The sequence below is a fragment of the Amycolatopsis sp. NPDC058986 genome (assembly GCF_042741125.1).
Classification (GTDB): domain Bacteria; phylum Actinomycetota; class Actinomycetes; order Mycobacteriales; family Pseudonocardiaceae; genus Amycolatopsis.
In genome coordinates this window covers 215,156-224,294 of record NZ_JBHYJW010000003.1, presented here as the reverse complement: position 1 = coordinate 224,294, position 9,139 = coordinate 215,156, and the positions used below count along the sequence as shown (strand labels likewise).

The following is a 9,139-nucleotide window of genomic DNA, read 5'->3' as shown; positions in this document are numbered from 1 at the left end:
TTCCGGGGCCCGCCCCCCTTTCCCCCCCCGCTCGCTGCCGCGCGGGGGCCCCCCCGCCCCCCTCCCACGCCGGTTTGGGCCCCCCCCCCGCGCCCCCCCCCCCACAACGGTGACCGCTCCACAGTAGACCGTCCGCAATGGACATTCACCTGAGCGCACACTCGCGACTGATGTATAACGCTCTATACGACCTCGCGTTGAAGTTTTCTCTGTGGGTTGCAGGTCCACGAAAAACTGCCGAAACGGCAAACTTGCCGATCCGGCAACTTTGGGCATAGAGTGTCCGACATGGCAGCAGACGACCGCACGGGCCTCCGGGAGCGCAAGAAGCGTGAGACACGGCTGGCGTTGAGCCACGCGGCGATCCGGCTGTGCGTCGAGCACGGCTGGCCGAACGTGTCGGTCGAGGACGTCGCCGCGGCGGCGGACGTGTCCGTGCGGACGTTCCGGAACTACTTCTCCGGCAAGGCGGAGGCCATCGCGGCCGGTCATCTCGATCGCGCGCTGCGGATCGCCGACGAACTGCGGGCACGGCCCGCCGAGGAACCGTTGTGGCAGGCGCTGGCGACGTCGGTGCGAGCCCAGTACGACGTCGGCGGGGACACGGCCGAAGTGTCCGAACGCGACCAGCGCTGGCTGGACGGGCTGCGGCTCGTGCTCGCCGAACCGGCGGTGCGGGCGGAGGTCCTGCGTGCCGACGCCGTGGCGCAGGACGAGCTGGCCGAGGCGATCGCCGAGCGGACCGGCACCGATGTCGCGCACGACGTCTACCCGCGGCTGGTCGCGGCGGTGGCGGGTGCGGGGAGCGCGGTCGCCGTCGGGCAGTGGCTGCGTGACGATCCGTCCGGCTCGGTCGTGCCGTTGCTCGACAAGGTCTTCGAGCTGATCACCGCGGGCCTGCCAACCCCCTGACAGACCTTTGTGGACAGATGAAGCCCGGTGTTCGCCGGGCGGCTTCGCCCTGCCATTTTTCCCGCCATACAAGGAGAAAGTCATGATGATCACTGACGTTGCCGTGGTCGGCGCTGGGCCGAACGGCCTGATGCTGGCGGGTGAACTGGCACTGGCCGGGCTCCGGCCGATCGTGCTGGAACGCCTGCCGGTACCCGATGACCAGCCGAAGGCCAACGGAATGCTCGGGCAGGTCGTGCGGATGATGGACCAGCGTGGCCTGCACGAGCGGCTCGGCGGAGGCCCCGAGTCTCCGGTGCCGAACTCGGCCTACTTCATGTTCGGTGGCCTGCCGGTGGACCTGAGCGTGCTGGACGAAAGCCCGCTCCACGTCCTCCCGGTGCCCCAGCCGCGGATCGTGGAGGTGCTGGAGGATCGCGCGCGTGAACTCGGAGTGGAAATCAGGCGCGGACACGAACTCATCGGGCTGACGCAGGACGATGACGGTGTGGCGCTCGACCTGTCCGGCCCGGACGGGGCCTACCGCCTGCGCGCTCGCTACGTGGTCGGCGCGGATGGCGCGCACAGCGCGACGAGAAAGCTGTCCGGCATCGGTTTTCCCGGCGTCAGTTACGACCGGACGACGACACGGATGGCGCACGTCCAGCTTCCGGAGGAGTGGCTGGACACGGCGACCGGGGCGTTGCGCGTCCCCGGACATGGTGCCGTGCGGCCATTCCTGCCGCATCGCACGGAGCGCGGCGGCTTCTCCTACGCCCCGTTGCCGGGCCACCCGCCCACGATCGCCACCACAGAGTGGGACCAGCCCGAACCCGCTCAGCCGATGAGTCTCGGCGAACTCCGGGAAAGCGCTTTCCGGGTGCTCGGCGTCGACATCCCGTTCACACCGCCGGAGGGTGACGGGCCGCATTTGCTGCGGCGGTTGCTGGGTGGCAACACCCGGGTCGCCGAGCGGTTCCGCGACCGGCGGGTGTTCCTGATCGGCGACGCCGCGCATGTGTTCGCCGCGGGAGGGTCCGGGCTCAACCTCGGTTTGCAGGACGCCGTGAACCTCGCCTGGAAGCTCGCCGCCGAGATCCGCGGCGAGGCACCCTCCGGCCTGCTCGACACCTACGACGTCGAGCGGCGACGGGCGGCCGGCCGGATGATCACGCACGCCGACGCGCAGCAGGCGCTGATCTCGCCGGGCACCGAGGTCACCGCGTTGCGCGAGCTGTTCACCGATCTGCTGGCGGACCGGGACGCCGTCCGGCGGGTCGCCGAACTGATCGCGGGCACCGACGTCCGGTACGAGATGGGAGTGCCCGGCGCTCATCCGGCTGTCGGCCGGTTCGCACCGGAGCTGGAACTGCGCGTCGGGGACGGCATCGTCCGGCTCGCGGAGCTGACGCGGACCGCGCGGCCGCTCCTGGTGGATCTGACCGAGGACGGCTCAGTGGCCGCGGCGTGGTCAGGACGGACCGACCGCGTCGACATCGTCACCGGAAGCGCTACGACTGGCGGGCCGACGGCCTTGCTGTTGCGGCCGGACTGCTACGTGGCGTGGGCGTCGGATGCGGCGAGCCCGGACACCGCGGAGCTGGCCGCCCTCGACACGGCGATGCGGCGGTGGTTCGGCGTACTCGAACCCGTTTCCGCGTAAGGATCAGCCGAGGAGTTCGGGCCGTTGCCACGGGACGCCGTGCACGTGGTGGTCGAGGAAGGCGAACATCGTCGCGTAGAAAACCTTGACATTGTGCGGTTTCCGGATGAAGTGGCCCTCGTCGGGGAAGAAGAGGAACTTGTGCGGTCCCGAGCTGTCGGCCTTCGACCGCGCGGACAGCTCCCACCACAGGTGGAGCGCGTTCCCGATCGGGACGCGGTGATCGCGTTCGCCGTGGACGACGAGCATGGGGGTGGTGATGGCGTCGGCGGACCGGTGCGGTGAGTCCTTCGCCGGTCCGTCGCCGCATAGCTGCTGCTTGAAAAAGTATGCGAGGTCGGAGGTGGCCGCCGACGTGTCGAAGTCCCAGATGGACGCGTGGGTGACGATCGCGGCGAACCGGCCGGTGTGCCCGGCGATCCAGTTCGCGAGGTAACCTCCATAGGACGCGCCGTTCGCGGCGGCACGGTCCGCGTCGATGTCGGGGCGCCGCTGCACAGCATCGGTGATGGTCATGAGGTCACGAAAGGGTGTGTCGCCGCGCCGCTCCCAGCCGCGTCGGATGAAGTCGGCGCCGTAGCCGCTGGAAAGCGCGTAATCGGGCAGCAGGACGGCGTATCCGCGAGCGACCGCGAGCCACGGATTCCAGCGCCAGTGCCAGCTCTTGGCGGACATGTGCGGGCCGCCGTGGATCTGGAGCAGCAGCGGCGAGGGGGCGTCGGCGAACGCCTCGTGTGGCAGCGCGAGCCACGCGCGCAGCGGGGTGCCGTCGTCGGCGGTCGTGGTCACCTCCTCCAGTCGTCCGGGTAGTCGGAGGTCGACGTCGAGGGCTTCGGCGGGGCCGGGCAGCGCCTCGATCGAGGTGCCGTCGAGGGCGATCCGGACGGGCGCGGGCGGGCTGTCGACGGCGGAGCGCAGCGCGTAAACCCAGTAGCCGTCCGGGGAAATCCGGAAATCGGTGTACGCGCCGTGATCCCCGGTCAGCCTGCTGACCGCCCCGGTCTCGACGTCGACGCGCCACAGCGGCGCCCGGCCGTGGTCGTCTGCGGTGACGACGACCGCCTCGCCGTCCGGAGTCCAGCGAGGGGAGCGTGGCCAGCGGTCCCAATCTTGGGCCAGGGGACGTATCACTCCGCCGGTGAGCGGGATGAGGCCGAGGTATCGGTCCTCGGGGTCGTCCGCGGTGGGCCGACGCTCGACTTCGACCACGACCTGGTCGCCGTCCGGTGAGATGCGGGGCGCGTGGTACTCGTGGGCGGGGTCGTCCAGCAGGACGCGGCGTTCCCCGGTCGCGACGTCGACCGCGACGAGGGTGTGCCGTTGCGAGCCACCGGGTTCGGCCACCGTCCAGACGGCGACCACGGCGCGCCCGTCCGGCGTGATGTCCCAGGTGCTTTCGTCGTCCAGCGCCCGGCCCACGTGACCGGTGAGATCGGCGAGGCCGAGCGGGGCTTCCTCGCCGGACAGCGCGGCCGCGAACAGCCGCGTCCGTTCCGGACCGAGATCGTGGTCCCAGAAGCGGATCGGGAATTCCTCGTGCAGGATCGCCGAAACCTTCGCGGCCGCGCGTGCTTCCCCGGCCTCGGGCGAGGACGGTGTCGTCGAGCCGAAGACAACGGTGCCCGTCTCACTGACCACGACTCCGCGCACACCGCCGGACGGCGCGGCGATCAGCCGGGCATCACCGCCGCGCGCCGGTTGCAGCCACAGCGAACCGGTCTCCTCGCCGGTGACGAGCGGATGCGGCCGCGCCGAGACGAACAGCAGATCACCGCCGGGCGTGAACGCCGCTCCGGATTCGCCCTCGGCACTCCTGGTGAGGCGGCGGGCCGGGAGCGCGCCGTCCGGGGCGACCTCCCACAACGCCGTCGTGTAGCGGTTCCGGACGTGATCCGGGGTCGCGACGCCGACCACGACTCGGCGTCCGTCGGGGGAGAGCCAGAGCCCTTCGACGCGTGGGATGTCCACAAAGGAATCGAGGTCGGTGAACGCGGCGACGTCGGTAGCGAACATATGTTCGACTCTACCGCGTCGAGGACGTTCTCGGCACCGTGTGGCCGGATCCTGACCGAGAGTCAGCCCACGAGGGTGAGCAGGACGATCGGGATCACGCGGCCGGTCTTCTGCGCGTACTCGTCGTACAGCGGGAACATGCGCGCCATCTGGGGCCAGAGGGTCGCGCGTTCGGCAGGGGAGGCGACGCGGGCGCGGGCGGTGAAGCGGCGAGTGCCGACCTGGACGCCGACACTTGGCTCCGCCTGGAGGTTCTTGAACCAGTCCGGATCGTCGTCCTCGCCGGCCTTGGAGGCGACGACGACGAAGTCGTCCCCCGAGGTGCCGTCGATCAGGCAGGCGCGACGCGGAATGCCGGTCTTGCGGCCGGTCGTGGCGAGCAGAAGGGTGTACAAGCCGTTCGACTCGTGTCCCTCGGTTCCGCCCGAGGCCAGATACGTACGGGTTTGCTCGGCGACCCAGTCCCATTGCGAGTCGGCGGCGACGGCCATGGCGGCGGTCCTTTCCGGTGCGGAGGGTTTGGCGATTCCTGGGACGACGTGAGGGAACCGTGGTGCTAGCCGAGTTCTTCGACCAGCCCGATGATGACCCCGGCTGGGCCCCGGGCGTAGGCGTACCGGCAGTAGTCCTCGTACCGCGCCACCTCGCCGACGAGCTCGGCGCCGTGCCCGCGCAGTCGGTCGAGGAGGTCGTCGAGGCCATCGACGACGAACGTGAGGCGGGGGATGCCCGGGACGTTCACCGGCGCCCTCGGCGCGGGGGTGCTGGACACGGGCGTGCGGAACGTCGACAGCTCGACCCGGCTGTGCCGGTCCGGGGTCCGCAGGAAGGCGATGTCCGTGTGGACGTTGTCCAGTCCGATGAGCTGGTCCGCCCATGCGCCCTCGACGGTCGTCTGGCCCTCCGGTTCCAGGCCCAGTTCGACGAAGAACGCGATGGCTGCCGCGAGATCCTCGACCACGATGCCGACGTGATCCATCCGCTTGATCGTCATGATTGCCTCCCGGTTCCGTGCGGCCCTCCTGGCCGCTCGTGCCCCTGTGACGGACCGGGCCCCGCGTTCTCGACATCCGTAGTCGTTCAGTAGTTGTGACCACCGTCACAGTCTTTGGTGAGGCTTGCTGGTGGGTGCTTCCCCAGGCCGTGAACGAGGCCTTCACGGCATTCCGGGCACATCCACAGCCCCAGAACTCTTAGTGAGACTGTCGGCCTCGGCCGGACAAGCGGCCCGCGACCGCGGCGGTCGCGTCGATCAGCGCCTCGGCGATCGCGGGCAGCCGGTCGAGGATGCGGGAGGTTGGCCCCGCGACCGCGATGACGGCGACGGGACCACCGCCGATCAGGACCGGCCGCGCCGCGGCGCTGACGTCGGGCAGCGTCTCGCCGCGATTGAAGGCGACACCATCCGCGCGGACGAGGTCGAGTTCCGCTCGTGCCGCCGGGATCCGGTCCTCTGGCAGCACGGAGGCCAGATACGTCTCCCGGCGCCGTTCGGGAAGGTATGCCAGCAGCACCTTGCCCGCGCTCGGCGGATACAGCGGCCGCCGGACGCGCAGGGGAGGGGAGTAGCGGATCAGCTGCCCGGATTCGACGGTGTCGAGGTAGATGAGCGCGTCGCCCACACCGACGCTGAGGGTGGCCGTCTCGTCGAACTCCGCGCGGAGGTCTTCGAGACTGGGCCGCGCCGCGGCGACGATGTCCGGCTTGCCCGCGGGCGAAAGGTTCGCGAGTGCCGGGCCGAGCCGGTAGACGCCGCTGTCCTCGACCAGGTATCCGGTGGAGACCAGGCCTTTCACCAGGCCGAACACCGAGGACTTCGGCGCGTCGAGGGTGGCGGCCAGTTCGTGCATCCGGGCGCCGCCTTCGCGGGCGACGCTCTCCAGGATGCCGGTCACGCGGCTCACCGTGCGGTGTTCCCGTGCGGCGGACTCGGTCATCGCCACCCTCCATACGTTCGTATATACGAACTCTAGCGCACGTGATGCTCCAGCGTATTCCTTGACCCGGGCGCACGCGCCGCTTACGTTGGCCGTATATCCGGATTCGGGTTCGTAAATACGGACGATCGGAAGGCGAGGTCGTGGATTTCCAGCTGACCGACGATCAGGAGCTCATCCGCGGCGCGGTCCGCGAGCTCGCGGGGAAGTTCTCCGACGACTACTGGGCGGACAAGGACGAGCGAGGCGAATTCCCGCACGAGTTCTACAACGCCTTCGCCGGCGCGGGCTGGCTCGGAATGGCGATCCCCGAGGAGTACGGCGGTGGCGGGCTGGGCGTCCTCGAGGCCGCGCTGCTCCTCGAAGAGGTGGCCGCCTCCGGCGCGGCGATGAACGGCTGCAGCACGATGCACCTGACGATCTTCGGGCTCAACACGATCGTCAAACACGGCAGCGAACAGCTGCGCCGCGAGATCCTGCCCCGGGCCGTCGACGGTTCGCTGCACGTGTGCTTCGGCGTCACCGAGCCGGACGCCGGGACCGACACGACCCGGATCACGACGTTCGCCCGGCGCGACGGCGACTCCTACGTCGTCAACGGCCGCAAGGTGTTCATCACCAAGGCGGGCCAGTCGCAGAAGATGGTCCTCATCGCGCGGACGACCAAGCGCGAGGATGTCGAGAAGCCCACGGACGGCATGTCGTTGTTCCTCGTCGACATCGAATCCGACGCCGTCCAGCTCCGCGCGATCCCGAAGATGGGCCGCAACGCCGTGCACTGCTACGAGGTGTTCATCGACGACCTCCGTGTCCCGGAATCGGCGCGGGTGGGGGAGGAGGGGCAGGGTTTCCGGTACCTGCTCGACGGTCTCAATCCCGAACGGATCCTGCTGGCCCACGAAGCGCTGGGGATCGGGCGTGCCGCCTTGCGTCGCGCCGTCCGGTACGCCAACGAGCGTGTCGTCTTCGACCGCCCGATCGGGCGGAACCAGGGCATAGCGTTCCCGCTCGCCGAGGCCGCCACCCGGCTCGACGCGGCCGAACTGATGGCCCGGAACGCCGCCTGGCGCTACGACCAGGGCCTGTCCTGCGGCAAGGAGGCCAACATGGCGAAATGGCTGTGTGCCGACGCGGGCTTCCAGGCCGCCGACACCGCTGTGCAGACGCATGGCGGCATGGGCTACGCGCGGGAGTATCACGTGGAGCGGTACTTCCGGGAGGCCCGCCTGCTGCGGCTGGCGCCGATCAGTCAGGAGATGATCATGAACTACGTCGCCCAGCACGTCCTCGGGCTCCCGAGGTCCTACTGATGGCGGCCCGGGCGCTGGACGGGCTGAAAGTCCTTGACCTGTCCCGGGTTCTGGCCGGCCCGTACTGCACGCAGATGCTGTCCGACCACGGCGCCGAAGTGATCAAGGTCGAGCCGCCGGGCGGGGACGAGACCCGCGGCTGGGGCCCGCCGTTCGTCCGCGAGGGCACCAGCGCGTACTTCACGAACCTGAACCGCAACAAGAAGAACATCGTGCTCGATCTCTCCGCGCCCGCCGGCCGCGAAATTCTCGCCCGCCTGCTGGACGACGCGGACGTCGTCGTCGAGAACTTCAAGGCCGGGACGCTGGCCAAATGGGGTTACCCGGACGACGTCATCCGCGAGCGCTGGCCCCGCCTGATCCATTGCCGCATCACGGGTTTCGGCACCGAAGGGCCGATGGGCGGCATGCCCGGCTACGACGCCGTGCTCCAGGCGTACGGCGGTTTGATGTACGTCAGCGGCGAGGCGGACGGGCCGCCCGTGCGGGTCGGTGTTCCGCTCGTCGACAGCGTCACAGGGCTTTTCGCGTTCTCCGGGATCCTCCTCGCCCTGCGCGAGCGTGCGACCTCCGGGCTCGGCCAGCTGGTGGACTGCGCGCTGCTCGACACCGCGATCAGCCTGCTGCACCCGCATTCCGCGAGCTGGCTCGCCGACGGCGTCGTCCCGCCCCGCGCCGGTTCCGCGCACCCGTCCATCGCGCCGTACCAGAACTTCGAGACCCAGGACGGTTTGCTGTTCATCGGAGCCGGGAACGACCGGCAGTTCGCCACTCTCGCCGACGTCCTCGGTGACCCCGGACTCGCGGAGGACCCGCGGTTCGCCACCAACGCCGACCGCGTGCACAACGCCGTCGAACTCCGTCGCATCCTCGGCGCCCGGATCGCCTGCTGGAAAGGGGAGGAGCTGGGTACGCGCCTGCTTGGCCGCGGCGTACCCGCTTCACCCGTCCACACCGTCGCCGAAGCCATGGACAGCCCTCAGGCACGTCACCGCGAGATGGTCGTCGACCTCGACGGCTATCGGGGAGTGGGGATCCCGGTCAAACTCGGCCGCACACCCGGCAAGCCCGTCAGCCCACCGCGGGCAGCGGGGGAGGACACCCGAGCCGTCCTGACCTCGGCCGGATACAGCGAGGCCGAGATCGACACCGCGATCAGCCAAGGCTTCGTGAGAACTCCGGGTTCCGAAAACCTCTAAGTGTATAACGACCTATACCGCAGGGCTACGAGCGAAAAAACCAGCCCTGCGTACGCAAGCAACTCACCATCAAAACAGCAAAGACAGGGAGAGGTCCCTTTCGCGTGGCTGCGAAAGGGACCGCAC

The 9,139-nt window shown here is 69.6% G+C and carries 8 protein-coding genes; 4 read left to right on the top strand and 4 right to left on the bottom strand.

Translation table 11 applies throughout. The features are described from left to right. The first annotated feature begins 288 nt into the window (after nucleotides 1-288). Both ACFW0G_RS04685 and ACFW0G_RS04680 read left to right on the top strand, forming a co-directional pair. Nucleotides 289-912, top strand: a complete 624-nt coding sequence (locus tag ACFW0G_RS04685; RefSeq protein ID WP_378323370.1) for a TetR/AcrR family transcriptional regulator — start codon at nucleotides 289-291, stop codon at nucleotides 910-912. Nucleotides 913-997: 85 nt separating this feature from the next. After that, nucleotides 998-2,554 carry an FAD-dependent monooxygenase gene (locus tag ACFW0G_RS04680; RefSeq protein ID WP_378323437.1) on the top strand — a complete coding sequence of 519 codons (1,557 nt, stop codon included), beginning with the start codon at nucleotides 998-1,000 and terminating at the stop codon, nucleotides 2,552-2,554. 3 nt (nucleotides 2,555-2,557) lie between these two features. Here the strand turns inward: ACFW0G_RS04680 and ACFW0G_RS04675 are convergent, their stop codons facing one another. The 4 genes from ACFW0G_RS04675 to ACFW0G_RS04660 form a co-directional block, all read right to left on the bottom strand. Next, on the bottom strand, nucleotides 2,558-4,567 hold the full coding sequence (locus ACFW0G_RS04675; RefSeq protein WP_378323368.1) for a prolyl oligopeptidase family serine peptidase: 2,010 nt from the start codon (nucleotides 4,565-4,567) through the stop codon (nucleotides 2,558-2,560). Between the two features lie 62 nt (nucleotides 4,568-4,629). Further along, on the bottom strand, nucleotides 4,630-5,058 hold the full coding sequence (locus tag ACFW0G_RS04670; protein ID WP_378323367.1) for a nitroreductase family deazaflavin-dependent oxidoreductase: 429 nt from the start codon (nucleotides 5,056-5,058) through the stop codon (nucleotides 4,630-4,632). A 65-nt stretch (nucleotides 5,059-5,123) separates the two neighbouring features. Further along, complete coding sequence (locus ACFW0G_RS04665; RefSeq protein WP_378323366.1) at nucleotides 5,124-5,561, bottom strand: VOC family protein; 438 nt, start codon at nucleotides 5,559-5,561, stop codon at nucleotides 5,124-5,126. Between the two features lie 199 nt (nucleotides 5,562-5,760). Beyond that, nucleotides 5,761-6,504, bottom strand: a complete 744-nt coding sequence (locus ACFW0G_RS04660) for an IclR family transcriptional regulator (RefSeq protein WP_378323365.1) — start codon at nucleotides 6,502-6,504, stop codon at nucleotides 5,761-5,763. A gap of 143 nt (nucleotides 6,505-6,647) precedes the next feature. Here ACFW0G_RS04660 and ACFW0G_RS04655 point away from each other — a divergent pair, with 143 nt between their 5' ends. Together ACFW0G_RS04655 and ACFW0G_RS04650 are read left to right on the top strand one after the other, a co-directional pair. Next, nucleotides 6,648-7,814 carry an acyl-CoA dehydrogenase family protein gene (locus ACFW0G_RS04655; protein ID WP_378323364.1) on the top strand — a complete coding sequence of 389 codons (1,167 nt, stop codon included), beginning with the start codon at nucleotides 6,648-6,650 and terminating at the stop codon, nucleotides 7,812-7,814. Further along, nucleotides 7,814-9,013 (top strand): CaiB/BaiF CoA transferase family protein, encoded by a 1,200-nt coding sequence (locus ACFW0G_RS04650; RefSeq protein ID WP_378323363.1) that lies wholly within the window; start codon nucleotides 7,814-7,816, stop codon nucleotides 9,011-9,013. Before ACFW0G_RS04655 ends, ACFW0G_RS04650 begins: the two co-directional genes overlap by 1 nt. Nucleotides 9,014-9,139 lie beyond the last annotated feature (126 nt).

What these genes read in the sequence shown, in the direction of transcription:
- ACFW0G_RS04685 (WP_378323370.1), top strand. Translation starts at nt 289, where the DNA reads ATGGCAGCAGACGACCGCACGGGCCTCCGGGAGCGCAAGAAGCGTGAG.
- ACFW0G_RS04665 (WP_378323366.1), bottom strand. Translation starts at nt 5,561, where the DNA reads ATGACGATCAAGCGGATGGATCACGTCGGCATCGTGGTCGAGGATCTC.
- ACFW0G_RS04650 (WP_378323363.1), top strand. Translation starts at nt 7,814, where the DNA reads ATGGCGGCCCGGGCGCTGGACGGGCTGAAAGTCCTTGACCTGTCCCGG.
- ACFW0G_RS04680 (WP_378323437.1), top strand. Translation starts at nt 998, where the DNA reads ATGATCACTGACGTTGCCGTGGTCGGCGCTGGGCCGAACGGCCTGATG.
- ACFW0G_RS04675 (WP_378323368.1), bottom strand. Translation starts at nt 4,567, where the DNA reads ATGTTCGCTACCGACGTCGCCGCGTTCACCGACCTCGATTCCTTTGTG.
- ACFW0G_RS04670 (WP_378323367.1), bottom strand. Translation starts at nt 5,058, where the DNA reads ATGGCCGTCGCCGCCGACTCGCAATGGGACTGGGTCGCCGAGCAAACC.
- ACFW0G_RS04660 (WP_378323365.1), bottom strand. Translation starts at nt 6,504, where the DNA reads ATGACCGAGTCCGCCGCACGGGAACACCGCACGGTGAGCCGCGTGACC.